The following is a 21,655-nucleotide window of genomic DNA, read 5'->3' as shown; positions in this document are numbered from 1 at the left end:
CCTAATGGTTGAAACGGGCAGAAAGCCGGGACCGGAGTTCTGCGGTTAGCTCTATGTCCAATGTATGACGGCATTTCAAGCGGAAAGGCGTCATGGTGGCATGATTCTTATTGATCAGTTCGCCGCGCCACCCGCCCGGCATGCAGTACCCTTCGAAGAGGCTTGCGTCACGCGGTCGAAACGCCAGGCGAAGATCTTGAATCAATCTCTGAAGTCATCCGGATTTATCCCCTGAAATCAGTGGCATCGTCGAATTCGGCCATTGCCACGAATAAGCCGCAACAAATGCCGCGCCACGCCGCAATTCCGTCGCGAGCGCGCCGAGATCGAAGCCGCATCATCCGGCATCCGAAATTGGTTATTGAGGGTATGCCAATGTTTCTGGAAGATGAGTTTATCATAGGGCGCATTCGTGCGCGCCGAATTTCCGTTTCAGTCCTTATTGCCGTCACCGCCTTTGCCGCCTGCATCGCCGCGATCCTGGGGCTTGCCTCCGCCGCCCGCGCCGCCGAGACGCCGCAGGCATCCGCCCAGCTCGCAGCGCTTGTCCGGCCGAACGACGTCAATAGCGGCTCGCTGCTCTTTCCGTCGAAGGAGCCGGGCTTCTATGTCGAAGCGCCGCGGCTGAAGACCGATGTCGCCATCGATGTCTCCGGCCCGATCGCCAGGGTGAAGGTGACGCAGCGCTTCCAGAATCCGAGCCAGGGTTGGGTCGAAGGCACCTACGTCTTCCCGCTGCCGGACAATTCCGCCGTCGACGCGCTGAAAATGCAGATCGGCGAACGCTTCATCGAAGGTCAGATCAAGCCGCGCCAGGAAGCTCGCGAGATCTACGAGCAGGCCAAGGCCGAGGGCAAGAAGACGGCGTTGCTCGAACAGCAGCGGCCGAACATCTTCACCAACCAGGTCGCCAATATCGGTCCCGGCGAAACCATCGTTGTCCAGATCGAATACCAGCAGACCATCCACCAGTCGGGCGGCGAGTTCTCGCTGCGCTTCCCGATGGTTGTCGCTCCGCGCTACAATCCGGCGCCGATCGTCCAGACGGTCGAGTTCAACAACGGCGCCGGTTTCGCCACGCCGCGCGACCCGGTGGAAAACCGCGACAAGATCCAAGCCCCCGTGCTCGATCCGCGTGAGAACGCCAGGATCAACCCGGTTTCGCTGACCGTCGACCTCCGGGCTGGTTTCCCGCTCGGCGATGTCAAATCGTCCTTCCACGCGGTCGATATCAGCCAGGACGGCGACCAGGCGAGGACGATCAGCCTGAAGGCGGACACCGTTCCCGCCGATAAGGATTTCGAACTCACCTGGAAGGCCGCTCCCGGAAAGATGCCGAGCGCCGGCCTCTTCCGCGAAGTGATTGATGGTAAGACCTATCTGCTCGCCTTCGTCACCCCGCCCACGGCCCCGGATGCGGCAGCACCGCCGGCAAAACGCGAGGTCATCTTCGTCATCGACAATTCCGGCTCCATGTCCGGCCCGTCGATCGAGCAGGCGAGGCAGAGCTTGGCGCTCGCCATCTCCAAGCTGAACCCCGACGACCGCTTCAACGTCATCCGTTTCGACGATACGATGACTGACTATTTCAAGGGTCTCGTCACTGCCACCCCTGACAATCGCGAAAAGGCGATCGCCTATGTCAGAGGCCTGACCGCCGACGGCGGCACGGAAATGCTGCCTGCCTTGCAGGCTGCGCTGCGCAACCAGGGACCGGTCGCAAGCGGAGCGCTGCGCCAGGTCGTGTTCTTGACGGATGGCGCGATCGGCAACGAACAGCAGCTCTTCCAGGAAATCACCGCAAACCGCGGCGACTCTCGCGTCTTCACCGTCGGCATCGGCTCGGCGCCGAACACCTATTTCATGACCAAGGCTGCCGAGATCGGCCGCGGCACCTTCACGGCGATCGGCTCGACCGACCAGGTGGCAAGCCGCATGGGCGAGCTTTTCGCCAAGCTGCAGAACCCAGCCATGACCGATATCACTGCCACCTTCGAAGGCATCGAAGCAGAGAATATCACGCCGAACCCGATGCCGGATCTCTATAGCGGCGAACCCGTCGTGCTGACCGCGGAGCTGCCTGAAGAGAAGCCCGCCGGCAAGCTGCAGATCATCGGCAAGACAGGCGACCAGCCTTGGCGCGTCGAGATGGATATCGCCAATGCCGCCGACGGCAGTGGCATTTCCAAGCTCTGGGCACGCCGCAAGATCGACGATTTCGAGGCCCGTGCCTATGAGCGTCAGGATCCGGCCGTGCTCGACAAGGATATTGAGACGGTGGCGCTCGCCCACCATCTCGTCTCCCGCGTCACCAGCCTGGTTGCCGTCGATGTCACCCCGTCGCGCCCGGCCGATCAGCCGCTCGGCTCGGCCAAGCTGCCGCTCAACCTGCCGGATGGTTGGGACTTTGATAAGGTCTTCGGTGAAAACGTTGCCCCTCTTGGCGGCGCAGAACGCCATGGCTCGGCTACGCCGGCAGGAAACGCCGGACCGGAGCAGGCTGCAGTCGAAACACAGGATCTCGCCGCATCGCCTGAGATCGCAAACATGATGGCCGCAGCCCCGACCGCCAAGGCGGCCACCATGATCGCGCAGAAGAGCTCGACCGTGAACCTGCCGCAGACGGCGACGCGTGCCGACGAGCAGATCATCCGCGGGCTTACCATGCTGCTCCTGGCGCTGACGGCGGCAAGCGGGCTGGCCGTCTGGCGGCGACGCCTCAAGGGCATTATCGCGGTCGGAGCCAAGCGAAATGGTCTCTAGGCTCTCCGCAAGCCAGAACGGGGAAGCGGCCGAATTCGAGCCGCTTCCGACATATCTGGAACTCGCCATGGCCGCCGCCACGGCCCACGACATGCCGAAGCCTCGCCAGCGGAAGGGTTTCTTCCTCTGGCGTCTTTCCTCGATCGAAAAGGCGATCGCCTTTGCCATCGCCGGCCTTGCCTTCTATGGCTTGGCGCTGATCGGCGACGGTTTCCTGCTGAAGGCGAAAGCGGAGCTCTCCCAGATCCTGCTGAAACGCGCATTCGCCGCGGAGCTTCAGGGGAAAGAGACAAAACCCTGGCCCTGGGCGGATTTCACCACCGAGGCCAAGGTGCGCGCGCCGCGTCTCGGCAAGGAAGCGATCGTGCTTTCCGGCGCCTCTGGCGAGGCTCTGGCCTTCGGTCCGGCCTGGCTCGTCAACACGCCACAGCCGGGCGACGAAGGCACCTCTGTCATCGCCGCCCATCGCGACACGCATTTCCGCTGGCTGCAATATATAAGGCCCGGCGATACGATCGAGGTCACCCGCCGCGACGGCAAACTATTGACCTTCAAGGCCGGCGAAGGCCGCATCGCCCCGTGGGATGCCAACGGCATCGATCCCTCCTCCGATGGCCGCCGCCTGGTGCTGACCACCTGCTGGCCCTTTGACGCGACGGAACGCGGGCCGTTGCGCTACATCCTTGAGGCAGAATTGGTTGACGACCAGGCGACGGGCTCGGTTCAACCGGTAAACACAAAGCCGTTATTGCAGGTCGAATGAGGTTGAAGCCCTTCCCTACCCGCTCCACGTTCCGCATAGAGAAACGACGGGGAGCAACATGAAGAGAATATCCGCCTTCCATTTCGCAGCAGCGCTGGTCCTGTTCAGCACGGTGTCCGCTGATGCGGCCGAGACCGTCAACACGCAGGAACTCGCCGTCCGTGTCGACAAGCTCGCCGACGGCCTCGAACATCCCTGGGCAGTCGAGGTGTTGCCCGATGGCGCCTATCTCGTCACCGAGCGGCCGGGCCGCATCCGCATCGTCCGCGACGGCAAGGTCTCCGAGCCGATTGGGGGCGTGCCCAAGGTTAGCGCCCGTGGCCAGGGCGGCCTGATGGACGTGGCGCTCGCGCCGGACTTTGCGACATCTCGCAAACTCTATTTCACCGCCGCCATCGCCAACAGCCAGGGCTCCGGCACCGAAGCCTTCAGCGCCACGCTTTCCACGGACGAGAAGACACTCGACGCCGTGACGCCTATTTTCAGCATGCGGCGCTTCACCTCGGGCAATATCCAGTACGGCTCGCGCATCGCGATTGCCGCAGACGGTACGCTGTTCATCAGCGTCGGTGATCGCGGCAACCGCGACCGCTCGCAGAACTGGCAGGACGATGCCGGCTCGATCATCCACATCAATGCCGACGGCAGCATCCCTGCCGGCAATCCATTCAAGGACGGAGGCAAGGCGCTGCCGGAAATCTGGTCGAAAGGCCACCGCAATCCGCAGGGCATCACCTTCGACGCCAAGGATGGCAAGCTCTATACTGTCGAACACGGCGCGCGCGGCGGCGACGAGATCAACCAGCCCGAGGCCGGCAAGAATTACGGCTGGCCGATCATCACCTATGGCCGCGACTATTCGGGTGCCGAGATCGGCGAAGGCACCGCCAAGGACGGGCTGGAACAGCCGCTTCATTACTGGGATCCTTCGATCGCACCAGGCGCCCTCGTCGTCTATCGTGGCGCCATGTTCCCGGAATGGGACGGCAATTTCCTCGTCGCGGCGCTGAAGTTTCAACTGCTCTCGCGCATGCAGCGCGACGACGGCGGCGCCTTCGTCACCGAAGAGCGCCTGTTCGAGGGCGAATACGGCCGCATCCGCGACGTCGTCGTCGCCCCCGACGGCGCGCTGCTGATGGTGACGGACGAGGACGACGGCGCGCTGCTCAGGATATCGAGAGCCCAAGCCCGTAACGGCTGAGCGATCACAACGCGCCGCGCAGCTCCTTGCGAATGACGAATTTCAGCCCGGACCAGATCTCGTCGACAGCGCAGACCTTAATGTCGACGAGGCCCATCGGAAGCAGAACCTCCCGCAGCACGTCCTCGGTGATATCGGTCGAAACCCGTGAACTCTTCTTAGGCCAGGAGATCCAGAGCATGCCATTCGGCATCAGAACAGGCAGGAGCGCAGGCGCGGTCCGCTCTAGCACGGCCCGTTCGGTCGTAAAGAGATGCACATAGTCGAATACGCGTGCGGGCGTCTCCGGAAGTGCCCGAACGACCGAGGCAAAGCCGTCGAAGCCGTTGATATCGCCGATCGTTTCAGGAACGCCGAGAAGAGCCGCCGCCTGCCCGCGTGCAAGGCCGAGCTTCCTGGCCAGCGGCGTGCCGGAATAACCGGCGGCCTTGGGCGCTGCCGTGTCGTCAGCCTGCGACCTCTCCTCGCCTCGCATGTCTTCACCTCCGTCAACCGGCACGAAGTCTTCACCCTTGCCGAAAGGAAATGCAACTGCTAACCGCTGGGGCACATCCCTTCCCATCGAGGACGACATGACGCGCGTTCAGGCGAACCTTCTCCTATTGCTTGCAGCCGCCATCTGGGGCGGCGGCTTCGTCGCGCAGTCGACGGCGATGAAGGCGATCGGCCCCTTCTGGTTCATCGGCCTGCGTTTTGCCGTGGCCACCCTGGCCGTGCTGCCCTTCGTCCTTTTTGAAGCGCGCAAGGCAAAGGAGAAGACCAGCGCGCGCCATGCGAAGCTCTATATCCTGATCGGACTTGCCCTTTTCGGCGGCGCAGCCACGCAGCAGGTCGGCCTGCAGACGACGACGGTGACGAATTCCAGCTTCATCACTGGCCTCTACGTCGTCTTCGTGCCGCTGATCGCCGTGTTCTTCCTGCGCCGTGCCCCGCATTGGATCATCTGGCCGGGGGCGCTGATGGCGGTCACCGGCATCTATCTCCTGTCCGGCGGCCATCTCTCGGCGCTGACACCTGGCGATCTGCTGACCGTCGTCTGTGCCGTCTTCTGGGCGATTCAGATCACCCTTGCCGGCACGACCGTTTCCGAGACCGGAAGGCCGCTCGCACTCTCCGCCACGCAATTTGCCGTCACCGCAGTCTGTGCGCTGGCCGTTGCGGCAGCCGTCGAACCGGTCAGCCTTTCGGCAATACAGGCCGCGGCGCCGGAGATCCTTTATGTCGGCATCTTCTCCTCGGGCGTGGCTTTCGTGCTGCAGGTGATCGGCCAGCGCTACACGACGCCCTCGCAGGCCGCGATCTTTCTTTCTTCCGAAGCGCTCTTCGGCGCCTCGCTTGCAGCCCTGCTGCTCGGCGAAACGATGCCGGTAACAGGTTATGCAGGTTGCGCGCTAATGTTTATCGCTATGCTTGTGGTCGAACTCGTGCCGGGATTGACCCGCCGGCGCCTGCCAGCCACGTGAACACGCGTCCAAATATGGGTGTGTCACGCATCGGAAAAAAAATTCATTTGCCGCGAGAGACGCGTTCACGTTGCATTTTTGGGAAAATCTGCTCGGAACTTATATTGCAGACGATATAAAACGTTAATCATTCCCTATCGGCGAAGGAAATTTTCGCGTTTTTGCGCAAATTGGATATCGGCAGGGGTGTGCCCCGGACGACACGTTAAAAAACTTTTGCTTGCCAAAATCCTTTAAACGCAGCACTCTCAGCGCGTTCGGGCATTTTGCGAGCATGGGAAGTCCTTAAGTATTTGCGCGCCGGGAACGCTAATATTCCGGTCAGCCGGTTCCGAAAATGGCGGGCGAAAGTCCTGCCTGGAACAGGCCGAGGTAGAGGGGACCTTTTTCTCAAATTTCAAGAATTGCCTGCCAACACCTCCCGCCGGGAGGCAATGCTATGATGCTGCCCGTGTGGATGGCGGGCAGAGAGAAAAGGACCTGAGGCATGGCAGAGACTGGCACTGTAAAATTCTTCAATACCGACAAAGGCTTCGGCTTCATCAAGCCGGACCGGGGCGGCGCCGATATCTTCGTTCACATTTCTGCCGTTCAGGCCTCCGGCCTGGCCGGTCTGACGGAAAACCAGAAGGTAAGCTTCGACACGGAGCCGGATCGCCGCGGCAAGGGCCCGAAGGCCGTCAATCTGCAGATTGCGGGCTGAACCCTTAACAAGGCTGGCGAATTCGAGTTGAAGCCCGGCAGCAATGCCGGGTTTTGTCGTTCAGCCTTCGTTCAGCTAAAAATCTGTACGACTGTAACCATCGAGAAAGGGACCGGCGTTCGGTTCCCGGGATTAGGATTTATACTTATGAACAGGCTCGCCAAGACCCTTCTGCTGACGGCTACCGCTGCCGCGCTCACGCTTTCCGCCATCGGTGAAGCGTCGGCCCGCGACCGCCACTGGCGCCGTGATCACGGCAACAACGATGCGTGGGTCGGCGGCGCCGTCGGCCTTGCCACCGGCCTCATCGTCGGTTCGGCCATCGCCAACGCCAATAACGGTCCGGTTTACGAAGAGCGCCGCTACATCGACCCGGCCTACGAGCCGGATTACTACGAGCCCGCTCCGGTCTATCGCGCGCCCCGCCGCGTATATGTCGATCAGCCGCAATATTACGAGCCGGTCCGCACGGCGGTGGAGCCCTGGTCGCCGCAATGGCAGCGTTACTGCTCCTACCGCTACCGCACCTTCGATCCGCGCAGTGGTACCTATATCGGCAATGACGGTCGCAGCCACTTCTGCACCGCCGGCTGAATCGTCGAATATCCCTGATGCAAAGCGCCGCTTTTCAGCGGCGCTTTTGTGTTTCCTGGGTCAACCGGTCTTCTTTTTCCAGGGCAGCGACTCGGCCTCTGCATCAAAATCGGTCGAGACGCTGACGGTGCGCCACATCCGATCGGCTTCGATACGCGCCGCATCCGCCTTTTCGACATTGTGGACCGCATCGCTGCCGAGCAGCAGCCGGAATGGCGGTTCGTCGAGACCGGCGATATGGATGACGACCGCAGCCGCTTTGGCAGGATCGCCAGGCTGGCGCCCATCATATTCACGCTGGAAGCGCACCGTGGCGCCGACCGTCTCCGCATAGTCCTGCCGCCCTTCGGCAAGCACCGTCGAGGAGCCGGCGAAATCGGTCCTGAAGCCGCCGGGCTCGATCACCGTCACCTTGATCCCGAATGGCGCGACCTCCTTCGCCAGCACCTCGGAAAAACCCTCGACACCGAATTTCGCCGCCGAATAGGCGCCGCGCCCGGCAGGTCCGATCCGGCCGCCGACGGATGAGAACTGGATGATGTGTCCCGCTCCCTGCCCGCGCATCAAGGCGATGACTGCCTTGGTCATGATGATCGTGCCGAAGAGGTTGGTCTCGATCTGGGCCCGGAAATCGGTAAGGCTGGTATCCTCGATCGAGCCGACATTGCCGTAGCCGGCATTGTTGACAAGAACGTCAATGCGCCCGAACCGCTTCACACCCGCCTTGACTGCCGCCGCTGCCGCCGGCTCGTCGGTCACGTCAAGCGCCAGCGTCAGCACCTGATCGCCATACCGTTCGGAAAGATCGGCAAGCTGGCCGGGGTCGCGCGCTGTCGCCACCAGATTGTCGCCGGCGGCCAATACCGCCTCCGCCAGCGCCCGGCCGAGACCGCGCGAACTCCCTGTTATCAACCAGACTCTGAACATCGGAAACCCTCCTTCTTTGGTTCCCGGTTCATGTATGGTCTATTGTATCCGATCGAAAGAAGGTACCCAGACGATCTATACACACCTTGAGGTAACTGACGTGAGCAGCGACATGTTCGATTTCTGCAACAGCATGACGGACGAACAGGATGGGCAGGCCCGTGAACTGATCGAACGGGCGGCGGCGAAATGGCCGCTGCGCATTCTGCATGTGCTCTCCGATGCCGGCGCACCCCTGCGATTCTCGCGCCTTTTGGAGCGGGTCGAGGGCATCAGCCAGAAAGTGCTGACGCAGACGCTGCGCACCCTCGAAAGGGATGGCCTCGTCATCCGCACGCTTTATCCCCAAGTGCCGCCGCGCGTCGAATATGAGTTGACGCCGCTCGGACGCGATCTCCTCATGCAGGTCGTATCGCTATGGCGCTGGATCGTCGAACACCTGGACGATTTCGATGCACGCAAAGCCGTGAAGCTGACGGCCGCCCGTGCCTAAGCCGGGATGCGGATCGTTGCCCTCAGCCCGCCGAGCGGGCTGTCACTGAGCGTGACGTTGCCGCCGTGGCTGCGGGCGATGTCGCGGGCGATCGCAAGGCCGAGCCCGGTGCCTGATGCATCGAGGTTGCGCGCCGTATCCAGCCGGAAGAACGGCTTGAACACATCCTCACGGTTCTTTTCAGGAATGCCAGGCCCGTCATCGTCGAAGATGACGGTCAGCCATTTGGCGTTGTGCTTGGCCTCGATGTCGAGCCTATCGGCATATCGGCGCGCATTCGAGGCAAGGTTGGTGACGAGACGCATGAAGGCGTTCGGCCTGACGGAAATGTCGTCATCACCTTCGATCGAATAGCTGAATTTTTTGCCGTGCAGAGCGAAATCGGATTCCAGCTTCGCGAAGATCTCGCTGAGTCTCAGCTCACCGACATCCTCTTCGACCTCGCCGCGTGCAAAGGCCATGTAGGCCTCCAGCATGGTCTGCATATCGTTGACGTCATCGTTCAGCCCATGCAGGTCGGGATTGTCGCCGGCCAGCGCCAGCTGCAGCTTGAAGCGGGTGAGGATGGTGCGCAGATCATGACTGACGCCGGAGAGCATCGCGGTGCGCTGCTCGATCTGCCGTTCGATTCGCTCGCGCATCAAAATGAAGGCAAGGCCGGCGCGCCTGACCTCGTCGGCGCCACGCGGATAGAAATTATCGGGCTTCTGCCCCTTGCCGAAGCTTTCGGCCGCGCGCGCCAAGGTCAGGATCGGCCGGATTTGCCCGCGCAGGAAGAGGATCGAGATGCCGATCAGCACCAGCGAGGTGCCGACCATCCAGACGATGAAGATATGCGTGTTCGAGGCATAAGTCTGGCTGCGCTTGGTCAGCACCCGCAGGATCTTGTTGTCCAGTTTGATGCGGATCTCGACGAGGTTAGAGTTGCCGACCGTGTCGATCCAGAAAGGCCGATGGATCTCGTCGGTGATCTCGTCGCTGAGGATGCCGTCGAGGATCGAGAAGAACGGCTTGACGCGCGGCGGCGGCAGATCGCCGTCCGGCTCGATCGAGATCTGCAGGCTGAGCTGGTCGCGGGCGATGCGGATGATCTCGCTATAGTCCGAATTCTGCGGATAGGTCTCGATGATCTCGATGATCGCGGCGATGTCACGGGTGACCGCAAGCGACAGCCGCTCCGTCACCATTTGCCAGTGGCGCTCCATGAAAACGGCGGCGACGACGGATTGCAGGAGCACCATCGGAATGATGATGATCAGCAGCGAGCGCGCGTAAAGTCCGGTCGGCAGCCGCCGGCGCAGCCAGCGGACGATCGAGCGCCAGCCCGGCGCAGAAGTGCGGTCTTCCCGCCGCAAGCTGTCGATCGTCACCATCAGCGCCGGTCCCGAACCTTGAGTTTAGTCGATGCTCAGCCTGTATCCGATGCCGCGCACGGTCTGCAGCCAGACGGGATTGGCGGGATCGTCCTCGATCTTACGCCTCAGCCGGTTGATCTGCACGTCGATCGTCCGCTCGCCGACTTCGGTATCGTTGCCGATCAGTTCATGGCGGGGGATCGTGTCGCCGGCGCGCCGCGCAAAGAGCAGCATGATCTCCTGCTCGCGGTCGGTGAGCCGGATCACCTCGCTGGCTTTCTTCAGCTCCTTGCGGGTCAGCGAGAAAGTGTAAGGGCCAAACATCACCTGTTCGATCTTCGGTCCCTCACCGCCGGCGTTGCGGCGCAGGATGTTGTTGATGCGCAGCACCAGTTCGCGCGGGTCGAAGGGCTTGGAAAGATAGTCGTCGGCGCCCGCCTCGAGGCCTTCGATGCGGTTGCCCGATTCTGCCAGCGCCGTCAGCATGATGATCGGGACGTTCTTGATGGCGCGAAGCCCGCGGGTAACCTCGATGCCGGATTCGCCGGGCATCATCACATCCATGATGATCAGGTCGAAGTCGAGACCCGCAAGCTTGCGCTGCGCCTCGGCGCCGTCGGCGGCGACGGTGACGCGGAAGCCGTTTTCGGCGAGATAGCGATTGAGCAGCGCACGGATGCGGGAATCGTCATCGACCACCAGCAAGTGCGCCGCATCGTCGGAAATATCTGTCTTGACCGCCATTCAATCCGCCTTCTGTCTATCCCGCATGCCGCTGAGGAAAGCTTTTACGCCCTCCCGCACCTCCGCAGAAGCCCCTTCGAATGCCCGCTCAATGCGGCGCGATTGCGGCTCGGCAAGGGCAAGCGCCAGCTCTCGTCCCGATTTCGTCGGATAGAGCTTGCGCTGCCGCCGGTCTTCAGGACCTGCCACCTGGCGAATATAGCCTGAGTCGATCAGCTGTTTCAGCACCCTTGCAAGGCTCTGCTTGGTGATCTTCAGCGTTTCGAGAAGATCGGCTACCGTCATGCCGGGATTGCGGTTGACGAAATGCACGACGCGGTGATGCGCCCGGCCGAAGCCGCTCTTTTCGAGGATAGCGTCAGGATCGGAAACGAAGTCGCGATAGGCGAAGAAGAACAGCTCGATGATCTCGAAATCGATGATATCAGTATCTTCCATCGGCGTGGCTAGCGGCTCTGGCTTGCCTGCTTTCGGGCCGGTCTGTCGTGACACTCGGCATTTCCTTTCTTTTCCGCGCGCTGCCGGAAGCTTTCGCGAAAATATGTCAGCTTTATTGACATAAATTTGCGTCGCTATTAGCTTCCGCGAACTCTGCGTGAGCCCCGCACGGCCTCTCATTTCCCTGGCATTTCCCCAGAAAACAAGGCCCGTCCGGCACTCCGACGCAATACGCGATTTCCCCTTGCGTCTGTGGATAAAACGTAATGGGGACAACAATCAACAGGCATGGCGCGTGAAGCGCCGGAGGAGCTTGGGGATGGCTTAGATTCCTTTGAATCAGCTGGACGGGGGCGCAGGCCAACCGCATCAACGTCGCCATCGCCATCTGGCAATGGGGCAGCTATTTCAACCCGACCGAAAAGCTGAAGGGCATCCGCCTCGATATCGCCGAATACCGTCGTCCCGATCCGAAGACGGCGCCCTGCGCCTCCAAAGCTGCCGGTCTCCACATGATCTGCACCATTTCCAAGCACGCCGCCGAAGCCAAGGGCTACGCCGATGCAATGATGCTCGATTGTCGCGGCCAGGTCACTGAGGCGACCAGCGCCAACATCTTCTTCATCAAGGACGGCGTCATTCACACGCCGACCCCGGATTGCTTCCTGAACGGCATCACCCGCCAGACGGTCATCGACCCCGTTTCCGAAATCGGCCCGTATCGCTTCACGCCGTCGACGATCTCCGAAACACGGATGAACGACGACATCAAGGAAACCTGTCCGGCGGCGATCGCCGCCGAATAAGGCCCTCACGCAATCGGTCCGGCCACTGCATAATTCCTTAAATCGGAATCGGTTTAAGGATGCAGCAGTTCAAAGTACTACAGCGTCCTTTGCGCGTCTGAAAGGACGCGCGCCGCTGTAGATACAGACCCGTCGGGCCTTTTATCTATGCGCCCGTGCCATGACCAGTCCGGCGAGCGTCGAGAGAATGCCGCCGCCGATCAGGCCGCCGATGCCGTCGGCGATCAGGCCGGTCATAGCCGCTTCCCCACCGACCATGCTGAGCAGCATACCGCCGGCAACGCCGCCAATCGCACCTGCGATCGTACGGGCGACGATGTTGATCGCCTGCTGCTTCAAAGCGGCGCTCGCGGCGTTGCCGCCGATTGCACCGGCAATCAATTGTGTGATGAGCGGAAGTAGCGCTTCCATGATTTCCTCCTTTGGCGATCTCCCCGATCGCCGATCTATGCCGAACCTTCGGCATATTAGTATATTATCATATTTTGGAGGAAAACGTTAAGAAAAATCAACCGATGCGGGATTAAGGCAGGGAGAAACGCCCCGGAACGAGGCGGTCCGACGTCCGCCTCGCCTCAGTTTCTGTCGATCACGTCATTGATAGACGTAGACGATCCGGCGTGTACCGGGATCGACCAGCACCGGCCGATCGTTGATCCTCGTATAGCGGTACTCGTAGTCGGGAATCGTCTGGAAGGTGACGTCTGAAGGCACTTCCGCCCCGACGACGACATCGCCGCCAAGCTGCACCGTCTCACCCGGATTGGTGTCGATATAGGTGCGCACCGTCTCGGGCGGGGTGATAGTCTCGACCGACCCGACGGGGCCGAGCAACTCGTCGCCCGGTGCCGGCTGTGGCTCGGCCGGAACGACGCTCGCGGTCGACTCGTAAGTCACGCTGGGAACGCCGATCTCGGCGCGGTGCTCTTCAACGATAACAGAACTGCCGCCGTGATCGACCTGCAGATAATCGGCATAGACCCAGCCGCGCATGCCGTTGACGTCGACACGGCACCAGCGGCTGCCTTCGATGCAACCGTCGAGCACTGCGGTGGAGCCGCGGGTAGCAAGGCCGACCGAGGGATATTGTGGGCCGGGGCCAGCACGGACGTTGAGATCGTTGACCGTTGTCGCCATCATCTCCGCCTGCGCAAGACCGCCGCTCGCCAGGAGCACGGCTCCAGCCAACAGAATGTTTCTCTTCAAGGTCATATGAGCGTCTCCTTGGTTTCGATGGGCTGACAACGCGCGGGGTTCCACGATGTTCCCCGGCACTCCGCCCAGCGAAAAGCCGCTTGTGGGAGATTTCATCCAAGTACCTTGAAGAATTGAACAAAATTCAATTTTTCCGCTCTACGGCAATGGCGAAGAGAGGCATAAACTCTTGTTTCAGTCCGTCTTTTTGCCGTGAGGCAGGCCGCAATGGCGGAAGATTCCGGCTGTCCTTGCCGTGGTTTCGGACTATACCCGAAGCAACAGAGACACGAAGCGAGGCACATATGGGCATGCTCCAGGCCGGCATCATTCCGGTGACACCCTTCCAGCAGAACTGCACGATCTTCTTCGATCCCGATACCAAGGAAGGCGTCGTCGTCGATCCCGGCGGCGACGTGCCGCTCATCCTGCAGGCGATTACCCAGAACGGCCTGACCATCAAGGAAATCTGGCTGACACACGGCCATCTCGACCATGCCGGCGGCGCCAGCGAGCTGAAGGAGGCCCTCGGCATCGACGTGGTCGGCCCCCATCAGGACGATCTGCCGCTGCTGCAACGGATCGAAACGCAGGCTGAAAAATACGGCATATCAGGATTGCGCGACGTCGTGCCTGACCGCTGGCTGAAGGACGGCGACAAGATCTCTTTCGGCGCCCACGAATTCGAGGTCTATCACACGCCCGGCCATGCCCCCGGCCACGTCATCTATTTCAACCGTGCGCAGAACTTCGCCCATCTCGGCGACGTGCTTTTCAACGGCTCGATCGGCCGCACCGACCTGCCCGGCGGCGATCATCAGCAGCTTCTCGATTCCATCCGCGACAAGGTATTGCCGCTCGGCGACGACGTCGGCTTCATCTGCGGCCACGGCCCCGGCAGCCGCATCGGCGACGAGCGGCGAAGCAATCCATTCCTGCAGGAGATCAGACCTCGTGGAGGATCCGATCCTGCCACGTCGGGCGAAGCCCGGAACAACTAATGCATGCCGCCCAAAAGTGCGCAGCGGTTTTGGGATAACGACTTGCATAAAACAACGGCTTAAAGCGCGTCGCATGAATCCGATTCGACGCGACGTGCTTTAAGTGTAAGCTCGCGCTCACATCATTCTTCGGCCGTTCGGCACCGGCTGTTCGACCGCGGCAAGCACGATCGCGCCGTTCTCATCCTCGAAACCCAGCGTCAGCACTTCCGAGCGGAACGGCCCGATCTGGCGCGGCGGGAAGTTGACGACGCCGAGCACCTGCCGGCCGATCAGGTTTTCCGTCGTATAATGCACGGTGATCTGCGCTGAGGATTTTTTAATGCCGATGTCAGGACCAAAATCGATCAGGAGTTTGAACGCCGGCTTGCGCGCCTCCGGAAAGGGGCTGGCTTCGATGATCGTGCCGACGCGGATATCGACACGCTCGAAATCGGCGTAGCTGATCTCTTCTGCCATATGGTCTCCGTCAGCCAGCCAGTTCCTCGGCCCGCTTGCGCGCCGCCGCAAGGGCTGCATCGAACAAGGGCTGCATGCCGTCTTCGGCCATCAGCACGGCGAGCGCCGCCGCCGTGGTGCCGCCGGGAGAGGTCACATTCTCCCGCAGCCGCGAAGCGTCGTCGGGGGACTGGTGCATGAGTTCACCAGCCCCCGCGACTGTTTCCCGCGCAAGACGCATGGCGAGGTCCGCCTGCAGGCCGAGTTTACGGCCTGCCTCCGCCATACATTCGACGAGATAGAATACATAAGCCGGACCGCTGCCCGAAAGCGCCGTCACGGCATCGATATCGGCTTCCGCCGGCACCCATTCGACCGGCCCCGAGACGCGCAAAAGGGAATGGACGCGTTCGCGCTGCCGATCGCTGACCCCTGAATTGGCAAAAGCGCCGGTAACGCCCCGCCCGACCATGGCTGGCGTGTTCGGCATGGCTCGCACCATGGCGGCCTTGCCGAGATGTCTCTCGAGGAAACCGAGCGTCTTGCCGGCCGCGACCGAAACGACCACCGTGTCCGGCCCGACGGCACTCTTCACCGCCGGCAGCACCGTTTCCATCACCTGCGGCTTGACCGCGAGGAACAGCACGCTTGCCTTCAAATCCGTAGGAAGCGCGGTCAGATGGGTCGCGCCAGCCTCGCTGATCGTCAAAAGCATCGCCGGCGACGGGCCGGGATCGACAACGATGACGGCCGAGCCCGGAACGCCGCTTTTCAGCCAGCCGGAAAGCATCGCCCCGCCCATGTTTCCGGCACCGATCAGAACGACGGGATGTGTCGAGGAAAAAGGGGTCGTCGGCATCTTATGCCTCGCCGACCGTTTCAAACAGCACGGCTTCCATCGCCTTCGTCGCTTCCATACCGGACCAGACGACGAACTGGAATGCCTGGAAATAGGCTTCGCAGGTGTCGAGCGCGCTGGAAAGCAGCACCTCCACCTGGCGATTGGTAGGCTCCGCGCCGCCGGCAAGCAGCAGCGATTGGCGGAAAATGACGACATCTTCCTGGCGCCAGAGGTCGAAATGACCCATCAGCACCTGCCCGTTGATCGCCGAGAGCAGCTTGACCACCTCGTTGACCCGGATGTCGGGAACTTTGATATCGAAGGCGCAGCCAAGATGCAGCGCCTCGAACTCCTCCATCCAGGAGAAGGAGACGTGGTAGTCCGTCCAGCGGCCCTCGACCGTCATCGCGATCTCGTCCTCGCCGGACCGTTCGAACGACCAGTCGTTGTTGGAGGCAACGTACTCGATCATATCGACCGGGTTCGACTGACGCTCGACTTCCAATTCCATCAGGTTCATGCAGCACCTTCTTGACCGGAACGAATGCGACCTAACTTGGTGTACGAACACAAGCAAGACACACGCAAAATACCGGAACCACCACTCGGATGATCGTTGAACCGCTGCCAGACTTAACGCAGATAACCTGCCCGGAGCTTACCAAGTCGCTTCGAATCATCATTTAAAATCAGTGTATAGCGCCCCTTGCCCCCTGCCAGCCCCCTGAAGGGAAAATAGGACCGGCCACTGTGGAAAGGCTCTTCGAAATTCAATTCAGAAGGGAGAATAAGCGACTCTGCGAATTGGCTTTTTTGGCAGTGTCCACAGGTGGAAAACTCACCTGGTTTTTTTAAGGAAGATGCGGCGTGTGGCATGAAGGCAACGCCGCATCTGTGTCGTATCGGGACTTAAGCGCCCTCGCCGGCAAGCTTCGCCTCGAGTGCTGCGATGCGGGCGGCAAGCGCCTCGTTCTCGTCGCGTGCCTTGATCGCCATCTCGCGCACGGCCTCGAACTCCTCGCGCTTGACGATGTCCATGCTGTTCAGCCAACGCTCGGCCTGGGCGTTGAAGGCGGTTTCGATCTCCTTACGGACGCCCTGGGCGGCACCGGCCGCATCGGTCATCAGCTTGGCGAATTCGTCCATGATGCGGTTCGTTCCGGTCGTCATGGCGTTTTTCTCCCTTCACATGAGGTGAATTCAGCCCTTCAGGGCCTCGAGGATTGAGGTAGGGCTTCGCCATCGACGATGCAAGCGCTTTACACGGGATAAGCTTGCCGGAACGGGCCATCACGAACAATGGACTTGACCGTCCGGGATCGCAGCGGCATGTTCCGCGCAACTCAACAGGTGGAAAACCTTGCCGATAGCAGCCGATCTCCTTGCCATCATGCCTTTCCCGGATATCGATCCGATCGCCTTTTCGATCGGTCCGCTGGCGATTCACTGGTACGGTCTCGCCTATGTCGCCGGCATCCTGCTCGGCTGGGCCTATGCGCGTCGCATCGCCGCCAATGACAGTCTCTGGCCCGGCAACGTCTCGCCGATATCAAAGACGCAGCTCGATGATTTCATCGTCTGGGCAGCGCTTGGCGTCGTCCTCGGCGGTCGTCTCGGCTATATTTTCTTCTATGATCTCCCCGCCGTCATGCGCACTCCCGTCCGTGCGCTCGAGATCTGGAACGGCGGCATGTCCTTCCACGGCGGCCTGACCGGCACGACGATCGCCATGATCCTCTTTGCCCGCCGCAACGCCATCCCGGTCTGGAGCCTGTTCGACATTGTCGCCGCCGTCGTTCCCTTCGGCCTGTTCTTCGGCCGCATCGCCAATTTCATCAATGGCGAGCTCTGGGGCCGGTTGACCGACGTGCCCTGGGCCGTGGTCTTCCCGACTGGCGGTCCCTTCGCCCGCCATCCGAGCCAGCTTTACGAAGCCGGCCTCGAAGGCATCGTTCTGCTCCTGGTGCTGGCCGCCTTCGTCTATGGCATGCGCGCGCTGAAAAGCCCCGGCTTCATTACCGGCGTCTTCGTCTGCGGTTATGCGCTGTCGCGCATCTTCGTCGAATTCTTCCGCGAGCCTGATGCCCAGCTCGGTTACCTCCTCGGCACGAACTGGCTGACCATGGGCATGGTGCTCTCCTCCCCGATGATCCTGCTTGGCCTCTGGGCGATGCTGCGGGCCCGCCGCCAGGCTGCGCTGCAGATCTGAAACGGCAGGACGCGCGACATGACCACCGCTCTCGGCGAAAAGATCAAGGCGATTATCCAGGCCAACGGCCCGATCAGCGTCACAGATTATTTCTCGCTCTGCCTCGCAGACCCCGAACACGGCTATTACCGCACCCGCGAGCCCTTCGGCCGTTCCGGTGATTTCGTCACCGCGCCCGAGGTGAGCCAGATCTTCGGCGAGATGATCGGCGTGTTCATCGTCCATGCGTGGCAGCGCCACGGCACACCGACAGACGTCCGCCTCGTCGAAATCGGCCCTGGCCGCGGCACCATGATATCAGACATGCTACGCGTCATCTCCCGCATCGCTCCACCGCTTTTCGACGCCATGACCGTGCATCTCGTCGAAACCAGCGAGCGCCTGCGCGACGTCCAGAGCCAGACGCTCGAGCCTTACGGCGAGAAGATCACCTGGCACGATGGCTTCGACGAAGTACCGCCCGGCTTCACGCTGATTGCCGCCAATGAGTTGTTCGACGCCATCCCGATCCGCCAGTTCGTCCGCATGCCGACGGGTTTCCGTGAGCGCATGGTCGGCATCGACGCCGATGGCGAGCTGACTTTCGCCGCCGGCGTCGCCGGCCTCGATCCCGCCGTGCTGCCCGAACCGGTGCAGAACGTACCGGTCGGCACGCTCTTCGAGATCTCGCCTGCCCGCCAGGCGGTGATGATAGCGATCTGCGAGCGGCTGCGCGCCTTCGGCGGCACGGCGCTTACGATCGACTACGGCCATCTCGTCACCGGCTTCGGCGATACGCTGCAGGCCGTGCGCATGCATGAATTCGACCCGCCGCTCGCCCATCCCGGCGAAGCCGATCTGACGAGCCATGTCGACTTCCAGCAGCTCGCCGAAACGGCGCTTGCGGCCGGGCTGCATCTGAACGGCGCCCTGCATCAGGGTGATTTTCTGAGCGGCCTCGGCATCCTCGAACGTGCCGCCGCCCTCGGCCGCGAGCGCGAGCCGCAAACCCAACAGGTCATCCAGGCGGCGGTCGAAAGGCTCGCCGGCGCCGGTGAAGGCCGGATGGGCGAACTCTTCAAGGTGATGGCGGTCTCCTATCCCGCCCTCGATCTCATGCCCTTTCGTCCGGTGGATTGACAGGGCGTACGCGGCTGGTTCAACATCCGCCCGAAACAAGAACTTGAAGCGCGCCGTATATGCGATGCGCTTGGGATAATAACAAACCCCTCGAAAACCCCGGAATCACAGATGCAGGACGCGGCCTCTCCCGCACCGATCGAAAGCCCGCTGCTGAACGAAGCAGCGGGCGCCACGATCCGGCACGGTTATTTCACTCGGGCCGGCGGCGTTTCCGAAGGGCTTTATCGCGGCCTCAATGTCGGCCTCGGCTCCAGCGACGAACGCGACAAGGTCCTGGAAAACCGCCGTCGCGTCGCCGCCTGGTTCGACTTGCCGGTCGAGCGACTGGCAACCGTGCATCAGGTCCATTCCCCCGATGTCGTGACGATCGGCGCCGATTACGACGGCGCCCGCCCCGACGCGGATGCGATGGTAACGCGCACCCCTGGCATTGCGCTTGGCGTGCTCGCCGCCGATTGCGGACCCATCCTGTTTGCCGACCCTGACAATCGCGTCATCGGTGCTGCCCACGCCGGCTGGAAGGGCGCGCTGACGGGCGTGCTCGAAAATACCATCGCCGCCATGGAGGCGCTCGGTGCGGACCGCGCTCGCATCGTCGCCTGCCTCGGCCCCTCGATCAGCCAGGCAAGTTATGAGGTCGGCCCTGAGTTCGTCGAGCGTTTCGTCGCCGAAAACCCGGCGGACGAGCGCTTTTTCGTGCCTTCCGCAACGCCCGGCCACGCCATGTTCGACCTGCCGGCGCTGACCGTCGACCGGCTGACGAAAGCCGGCGTGCGTGCCGAAAGCCTCGGCCTCTGCACCTATCCGGACAACGACCGCTTCTTTTCCTACCGCAGGACGACACATCGCAAGGAGCCGGATTACGGCCGCCAGATTTCCGCGATATCAATCAGGGAGACTTGAGCAGAATGGCACTGCATTTCGAAAAGGCCGAATTCGCAAGCCGGCTTGCGCGCCTCACCGAGAAGATGAAGGAAGAAAAGCTCGACGCCTTGCTGCTCTTCGCCCAGGAAAGCATGTACTGGCTGACCGGCTACGACACCTTCGGCTATTGCTTCTTCCAGACGCTGGTCGTCAAGAGCGACGGCACCATGGCGCTGATCACCCGCTCGGCCGATCTTCGCCAGGCCAGGCATACCTCGATCCTCGAGGACATCCATATCTGGGTCGACCGGGTCAATGCCGACCCTACGCTCGACCTGAAGAACCTGCTGGTCGAGATGGACCTGCTCGGCGCCCGCATCGGCGTCGAATATGATACGCACGGCATGACCGGCCGTGTTGCTCGCCTGCTCGACGCGCAATTGACCACCTTCGGCCAGATCGTCGACGCCTCCTACCTCGTCAGCCGCCTGCGCCTGATCAAGAGCCCGACGGAGGTCGCCTATGTCGAGCGCGCCGCCGTTCTTGCCGACGATGCGCTCGATGCGGCGATCCGGCTGACAAAACCCGGCGCCGACGAGGCCGATATCCTCGCCGCCATGCAGGGCGCGATCTTTTCCGGCGGCGGCGACTACCCCGCCAACGAGTTCATCATCGGCTCCGGCGCCGACGCCCTGCTTTGCCGCTACAAGGCCGGCCGCCGCAAGCTCGACGCCAACGACCAGCTGACGCTCGAATGGGCCGGCGCCTATGCGCATTACCATGCCGCCATGATGCGCACGATCGTCATCGGTGAGCCGACGCATCGCCACCGCGAGCTTTACAACGCCTGCCGTGAAACCATCGAGGCGATCGAGACCGTGCTCAAGCCCGGCCAGACCTTTGGCGATGTCTTCGACATGCATGCCAGGATCATCGACGAGCGCGGCCTGGCTCGCCACCGGCTGAATGCCTGCGGTTATTCGCTCGGCGCCCGCTTCTCACCCTCCTGGATGGAGCATCAGATGTTCCATGTTGGCAATCCGCAGCCGATCGAACCGAACATGTCGCTCTTCGTGCACATGATCATCGCCGATTCCGATACCGGCACAGCGATGACGCTCGGCCAGACCTATCTGACGACAGCGGATGCGCCGCGCGCGCTATCCCGCCATCCGCTCGATTTCATCGGGCTCTGACCGGTGAGAATCCGGAATTGACAGACGACCGTCCCCACCCGCATAAATTCGGGTGGGGCTGATTGCGATTGCGGGAAGGACGGATCAAGGGATGACGCGAGCTGCGATTGTGCCCACGCTCCTGTTCGTCATGGCTCTGTCGACAGCCTGCAACACGACCGATGCGCTGACGCCGCAGGTCGATATCGGCAATTCCTCCGGGGACGCCCCGTCGAGCCCGGTGACGCAGAGCGAAGCCGAGCGCTTGGCAGGCACCCGCCAACCCAGTTTCTCGGGAAGCTCGCAGCAGGGCGGCTACCATCCAGCCTATGATCAGTCGCAGCGGGCCTATCGACCCGGCACCGGCGCGGCGCCGACGACGATGCAGGAACAGGCAGACGCCCTGTCGAGAAGCGGCTCCTCACCGGCCGCCTCTGCCCCGATCGACGGACAATCGCTGCCCCCGCCGGCCGCCAGTGGTGAGCTTGCCGCACAGCCGGCTCCGCCGGCCGAGGCGCAACAGCCGCAGCAGACCGCCGCCCTCCCCCCCAGTTCCTCCTC

General features: G+C 62.0%; 23 protein-coding genes and 2 pseudogenes. 14 read left to right on the top strand and 11 right to left on the bottom strand.

Annotated features, from left to right (window positions below; all coding sequences use genetic code 11):
- Positions 1 to 375: 375 nt before the first annotated feature.
- The 3 genes from GR198_RS32955 to GR198_RS32945 are packed head-to-tail and all read left to right on the top strand — an operon-like array spanning position 376 to position 4,727.
- Positions 376 to 2,763 carry a marine proteobacterial sortase target protein gene (locus GR198_RS32955; protein ID WP_164052796.1) on the top strand — a complete coding sequence of 796 codons (2,388 nt, stop codon included), beginning with the start codon at positions 376 to 378 and terminating at the stop codon, positions 2,761 to 2,763.
- Positions 2,753 to 3,526 carry a class GN sortase gene (locus GR198_RS32950; RefSeq protein ID WP_164022777.1) on the top strand — a complete coding sequence of 258 codons (774 nt, stop codon included), beginning with the start codon at positions 2,753 to 2,755 and terminating at the stop codon, positions 3,524 to 3,526. Before GR198_RS32955 ends, GR198_RS32950 begins: the two co-directional genes overlap by 11 nt.
- A gap of 58 nt (positions 3,527 to 3,584) precedes the next feature.
- On the top strand, positions 3,585 to 4,727 hold the full coding sequence (locus GR198_RS32945) for a PQQ-dependent sugar dehydrogenase (protein WP_164052794.1): 1,143 nt from the start codon (positions 3,585 to 3,587) through the stop codon (positions 4,725 to 4,727).
- Positions 4,728 to 4,731: 4 nt separating this feature from the next.
- Here GR198_RS32945 and GR198_RS32940 read toward each other — a convergent pair whose 3' ends face one another.
- Positions 4,732 to 5,202 carry a DUF3052 domain-containing protein gene (locus GR198_RS32940; protein ID WP_164022779.1) on the bottom strand — a complete coding sequence of 157 codons (471 nt, stop codon included), beginning with the start codon at positions 5,200 to 5,202 and terminating at the stop codon, positions 4,732 to 4,734.
- Between the two features lie 97 nt (positions 5,203 to 5,299).
- On the opposite strand from GR198_RS32940, the gene GR198_RS32935 reads away from it, so the two are divergent.
- The 3 genes from GR198_RS32935 to GR198_RS32925 all read left to right on the top strand — a co-directional run bounded on the left by GR198_RS32935 (position 5,300) and on the right by GR198_RS32925 (position 7,487).
- On the top strand, positions 5,300 to 6,190 hold the full coding sequence (locus GR198_RS32935) for a DMT family transporter (protein ID WP_163883107.1): 891 nt from the start codon (positions 5,300 to 5,302) through the stop codon (positions 6,188 to 6,190).
- A 487-nt stretch (positions 6,191 to 6,677) separates the two neighbouring features.
- Positions 6,678 to 6,893 (top strand): cold-shock protein, encoded by a 216-nt coding sequence (locus GR198_RS32930; protein WP_003561293.1) that lies wholly within the window; start codon positions 6,678 to 6,680, stop codon positions 6,891 to 6,893.
- 147 nt (positions 6,894 to 7,040) lie between these two features.
- The gene (locus GR198_RS32925) at positions 7,041 to 7,487 is read left to right on the top strand and encodes a BA14K family protein (RefSeq protein WP_029873305.1); all 447 of its coding nucleotides are present in this window, start codon (positions 7,041 to 7,043) and stop codon (positions 7,485 to 7,487) included.
- Positions 7,488 to 7,547: 60 nt separating this feature from the next.
- Here GR198_RS32925 and GR198_RS32920 read toward each other — a convergent pair whose 3' ends face one another.
- Entirely contained in the window at positions 7,548 to 8,414 is an 867-nt protein-coding gene (locus tag GR198_RS32920) for an oxidoreductase (RefSeq protein ID WP_164022780.1), read from the bottom strand.
- A gap of 34 nt (positions 8,415 to 8,448) precedes the next feature.
- Here GR198_RS32920 and GR198_RS32915 point away from each other — a divergent pair, with 34 nt between their 5' ends.
- Positions 8,449 to 8,907 carry a winged helix-turn-helix transcriptional regulator gene (locus GR198_RS32915; RefSeq protein WP_164070333.1) on the top strand — a complete coding sequence of 153 codons (459 nt, stop codon included), beginning with the start codon at positions 8,449 to 8,451 and terminating at the stop codon, positions 8,905 to 8,907.
- On the opposite strand, the gene GR198_RS32910 is transcribed toward GR198_RS32915, so the two are convergent.
- From GR198_RS32910 to GR198_RS32900, 3 genes are read right to left on the bottom strand one after another with little or no spacing between them, the layout of a single operon-like run.
- Positions 8,904 to 10,280 carry an ATP-binding protein gene (locus GR198_RS32910; RefSeq protein WP_011652932.1) on the bottom strand — a complete coding sequence of 459 codons (1,377 nt, stop codon included), beginning with the start codon at positions 10,278 to 10,280 and terminating at the stop codon, positions 8,904 to 8,906. The genes GR198_RS32915 and GR198_RS32910 overlap by 4 nt on opposite strands.
- A 24-nt stretch (positions 10,281 to 10,304) precedes the next feature.
- Positions 10,305 to 11,006 (bottom strand): response regulator, encoded by a 702-nt coding sequence (locus GR198_RS32905; RefSeq protein ID WP_011652933.1) that lies wholly within the window; start codon positions 11,004 to 11,006, stop codon positions 10,305 to 10,307.
- A complete protein-coding gene (locus GR198_RS32900) occupies positions 11,007 to 11,498 on the bottom strand; it encodes a MarR family winged helix-turn-helix transcriptional regulator (RefSeq protein ID WP_017989072.1) in 492 nt (163 codons plus the stop codon).
- A gap of 284 nt (positions 11,499 to 11,782) precedes the next feature.
- Between GR198_RS32900 and GR198_RS32895 the strand changes: the two are divergent.
- Positions 11,783 to 12,250 (top strand): annotated as a pseudogene (locus GR198_RS32895) (aminotransferase class IV); the annotation flags it as partial.
- Positions 12,251 to 12,391: 141 nt separating this feature from the next.
- Here the strand turns inward: GR198_RS32895 and GR198_RS32890 are convergent.
- Together GR198_RS32890 and GR198_RS32885 are read right to left on the bottom strand one after the other, a co-directional pair.
- Entirely contained in the window at positions 12,392 to 12,661 is a 270-nt protein-coding gene (locus tag GR198_RS32890; protein WP_029873301.1) for a hypothetical protein, read from the bottom strand.
- A gap of 183 nt (positions 12,662 to 12,844) precedes the next feature.
- Positions 12,845 to 13,462 carry a DUF1236 domain-containing protein gene (locus GR198_RS32885; protein ID WP_029873300.1) on the bottom strand — a complete coding sequence of 206 codons (618 nt, stop codon included), beginning with the start codon at positions 13,460 to 13,462 and terminating at the stop codon, positions 12,845 to 12,847.
- A gap of 287 nt (positions 13,463 to 13,749) precedes the next feature.
- Between GR198_RS32885 and GR198_RS32880 the strand changes: the two genes are divergently transcribed.
- On the top strand, positions 13,750 to 14,445 hold the full coding sequence (locus GR198_RS32880; RefSeq protein ID WP_029873299.1) for an MBL fold metallo-hydrolase: 696 nt from the start codon (positions 13,750 to 13,752) through the stop codon (positions 14,443 to 14,445).
- Between the two features lie 117 nt (positions 14,446 to 14,562).
- On the opposite strand, the gene GR198_RS32875 is transcribed toward GR198_RS32880, so the two are convergent.
- The 4 genes from GR198_RS32875 to GR198_RS32860 form a co-directional block, all read right to left on the bottom strand.
- Entirely contained in the window at positions 14,563 to 14,904 is a 342-nt protein-coding gene (locus GR198_RS32875; protein WP_029873298.1) for a tRNA-binding protein, read from the bottom strand.
- Between the two features lie 10 nt (positions 14,905 to 14,914).
- Entirely contained in the window at positions 14,915 to 15,742 is an 828-nt protein-coding gene (gene proC, locus GR198_RS32870) for a pyrroline-5-carboxylate reductase (RefSeq protein WP_029873297.1), read from the bottom strand.
- 1 nt (position 15,743) lies between these two features.
- Positions 15,744 to 16,244, bottom strand: a complete 501-nt coding sequence (locus tag GR198_RS32865) for a YbjN domain-containing protein (protein ID WP_003541709.1) — start codon at positions 16,242 to 16,244, stop codon at positions 15,744 to 15,746.
- Positions 16,245 to 16,633: 389 nt separating this feature from the next.
- The gene (locus GR198_RS32860; protein ID WP_003541711.1) at positions 16,634 to 16,894 is read right to left on the bottom strand and encodes an accessory factor UbiK family protein; all 261 of its coding nucleotides are present in this window, start codon (positions 16,892 to 16,894) and stop codon (positions 16,634 to 16,636) included.
- 190 nt (positions 16,895 to 17,084) lie between these two features.
- Here GR198_RS32860 and lgt point away from each other — a divergent pair, with 190 nt between their 5' ends.
- The 5 genes and pseudogenes from lgt to GR198_RS32835 all read left to right on the top strand — a co-directional run.
- Entirely contained in the window at positions 17,085 to 17,933 is an 849-nt protein-coding gene (gene lgt, locus GR198_RS32855) for a prolipoprotein diacylglyceryl transferase (protein ID WP_029873296.1), read from the top strand.
- Between the two features lie 18 nt (positions 17,934 to 17,951).
- Positions 17,952 to 19,052, top strand: a complete 1,101-nt coding sequence (locus tag GR198_RS32850; RefSeq protein WP_029873295.1) for a class I SAM-dependent methyltransferase — start codon at positions 17,952 to 17,954, stop codon at positions 19,050 to 19,052.
- Positions 19,053 to 19,163: 111 nt separating this feature from the next.
- Positions 19,164 to 19,958: a peptidoglycan editing factor PgeF gene (gene pgeF, locus GR198_RS32845; protein WP_029873294.1), complete on the top strand. Its 795-nt coding sequence runs from the start codon at positions 19,164 to 19,166 to the stop codon at positions 19,956 to 19,958.
- A 5-nt stretch (positions 19,959 to 19,963) separates the two neighbouring features.
- A complete protein-coding gene (locus GR198_RS32840) occupies positions 19,964 to 21,115 on the top strand; it encodes a M24 family metallopeptidase (protein ID WP_011652944.1) in 1,152 nt (383 codons plus the stop codon).
- A 91-nt stretch (positions 21,116 to 21,206) separates the two neighbouring features.
- Positions 21,207 to 21,655, top strand: a pseudogene (locus GR198_RS32835) (hypothetical protein); the annotation flags it as partial.

Source organism: Rhizobium leguminosarum, from assembly GCF_010668065.1.
GTDB classification, from domain to species: domain Bacteria; phylum Pseudomonadota; class Alphaproteobacteria; order Rhizobiales; family Rhizobiaceae; genus Rhizobium; species Rhizobium leguminosarum_S.
Note: the sequence above shows the minus strand (reverse complement) of the source record. Positions and strands in the feature narration are given on the sequence as shown.

Bases quoted from the DNA above. Each gene is read 5' to 3' on its own strand.
- GR198_RS32955 (WP_164052796.1), top strand. From the start codon at position 376: ATGTTTCTGGAAGATGAGTTTATCATAGGGCGCATTCGTGCGCGCCGA.
- GR198_RS32950 (WP_164022777.1), top strand. From the start codon at position 2,753: ATGGTCTCTAGGCTCTCCGCAAGCCAGAACGGGGAAGCGGCCGAATTC.
- GR198_RS32945 (WP_164052794.1), top strand. From the start codon at position 3,585: ATGAAGAGAATATCCGCCTTCCATTTCGCAGCAGCGCTGGTCCTGTTC.
- GR198_RS32940 (WP_164022779.1), bottom strand. From the start codon at position 5,202: ATGCGAGGCGAGGAGAGGTCGCAGGCTGACGACACGGCAGCGCCCAAG.
- GR198_RS32935 (WP_163883107.1), top strand. From the start codon at position 5,300: ATGACGCGCGTTCAGGCGAACCTTCTCCTATTGCTTGCAGCCGCCATC.
- GR198_RS32930 (WP_003561293.1), top strand. From the start codon at position 6,678: ATGGCAGAGACTGGCACTGTAAAATTCTTCAATACCGACAAAGGCTTC.
- GR198_RS32925 (WP_029873305.1), top strand. From the start codon at position 7,041: ATGAACAGGCTCGCCAAGACCCTTCTGCTGACGGCTACCGCTGCCGCG.
- GR198_RS32920 (WP_164022780.1), bottom strand. From the start codon at position 8,414: ATGTTCAGAGTCTGGTTGATAACAGGGAGTTCGCGCGGTCTCGGCCGG.
- GR198_RS32915 (WP_164070333.1), top strand. From the start codon at position 8,449: ATGGTCTATTGTATCCGATCGAAAGAAGGTACCCAGACGATCTATACA.
- GR198_RS32910 (WP_011652932.1), bottom strand. From the start codon at position 10,280: ATGGTGACGATCGACAGCTTGCGGCGGGAAGACCGCACTTCTGCGCCG.
- GR198_RS32905 (WP_011652933.1), bottom strand. From the start codon at position 11,006: ATGGCGGTCAAGACAGATATTTCCGACGATGCGGCGCACTTGCTGGTG.
- GR198_RS32890 (WP_029873301.1), bottom strand. From the start codon at position 12,661: ATGGAAGCGCTACTTCCGCTCATCACACAATTGATTGCCGGTGCAATC.
- GR198_RS32885 (WP_029873300.1), bottom strand. From the start codon at position 13,462: ATGACCTTGAAGAGAAACATTCTGTTGGCTGGAGCCGTGCTCCTGGCG.
- GR198_RS32880 (WP_029873299.1), top strand. From the start codon at position 13,750: ATGGGCATGCTCCAGGCCGGCATCATTCCGGTGACACCCTTCCAGCAG.
- GR198_RS32875 (WP_029873298.1), bottom strand. From the start codon at position 14,904: ATGGCAGAAGAGATCAGCTACGCCGATTTCGAGCGTGTCGATATCCGC.
- proC (WP_029873297.1), bottom strand. From the start codon at position 15,742: ATGCCGACGACCCCTTTTTCCTCGACACATCCCGTCGTTCTGATCGGT.
- GR198_RS32865 (WP_003541709.1), bottom strand. From the start codon at position 16,244: ATGAACCTGATGGAATTGGAAGTCGAGCGTCAGTCGAACCCGGTCGAT.
- GR198_RS32860 (WP_003541711.1), bottom strand. From the start codon at position 16,894: ATGACGACCGGAACGAACCGCATCATGGACGAATTCGCCAAGCTGATG.
- GR198_RS32850 (WP_029873295.1), top strand. From the start codon at position 17,952: ATGACCACCGCTCTCGGCGAAAAGATCAAGGCGATTATCCAGGCCAAC.
- pgeF (WP_029873294.1), top strand. From the start codon at position 19,164: ATGCAGGACGCGGCCTCTCCCGCACCGATCGAAAGCCCGCTGCTGAAC.
- GR198_RS32840 (WP_011652944.1), top strand. From the start codon at position 19,964: ATGGCACTGCATTTCGAAAAGGCCGAATTCGCAAGCCGGCTTGCGCGC.